1 protein-coding gene is annotated in these 881 nt (G+C 73.2%); it reads left to right on the top strand.

Translation table 11 applies throughout. The features are described 5' to 3' along the window. Positions 1–83: 83 nt before the first annotated feature. A partial coding sequence (locus AC31A1_RS52035; protein WP_489660014.1) for a small ribosomal subunit Rsm22 family protein occupies positions 84–881 on the top strand: 798 nt, incomplete at its 3' end.

The following is an 881-nucleotide window of genomic DNA, read 5'->3' as shown; positions in this document are numbered from 1 at the left end:
GTGGGTGGGCATAGGCCTCGGGGGTCTGGGGGCGGAGCCCCCAGGGACCTCGGCTGCAACCCCGGGCCACTTAGAATCGGCGGGTGAACGACCCCGTGGCTCCCGCCGAAACCCTCCGTACCGCTCTGGCCCGCCTGCTCGACGGGCTTCCGCCCAGGCAGGCCGCCGGCGCTGTGGAGCGGCTGATCGCCAGTTACCGGGGGGCCACCCCGACCGACGCCCCGATCCTGCGGGACCGTGCGGACGTGGCGGCCTACGCGGCGTACCGGATGCCGGCGACTTTCGAAGCCGTACGTTCCGCGCTGGACGCCTTCGCGGACGCCGTACCCGACTGGGCCCCGCAGGGACACGTGGATGTAGGCGGCGGGACCGGTGCCGCCACCTGGGCCGTCGCCGCAACCTGGGACGGTGATCGCCCGGTGACCGTCCTCGACTGGGCCGAGCCCGCGCTCGCCCTGGGGAGAGAGATCGCCGCCGCCAACCCGGCGCTGAGCAAGGTCAGTTGGCGGCGCGCACGGATCGGATCCGCGCTCACCCTCGACCCCACCGACCTCGTCACCGTCTCCTACGTCCTCAACGAACTCACCGCCCCCGACCGAGCCGCCCTCGTCGACGCCGCCGCATCCGCGGCCCAAGCTGTCGTGATCGTCGAGGCAGGCACCCCCGCCGGTTACGCCCGCGTCATCGAGGCCCGGGACAGACTGATCGCCGCCGGTTTCCACATCGCCGCCCCCTGCCCGCACAGCGCCGCCTGCCCGATCACCCCCGGCGAGGACTGGTGCCACTTCTCGGCGCGGGTCAGCCGTTCCTCCCTGCACCGCCAGGTCAAGGGCGGCTCCCTGCCGTACGAGGACGAGAAGTTCAGCTACGTGGCCGCCGCC

The sequence above is a fragment of the Streptomyces sp. P5F9 genome (assembly GCF_057961495.1).
The sequence above is the reverse complement of the archived record's forward strand: the minus strand, read 5'-3'. Positions and strand labels throughout refer to the sequence as shown.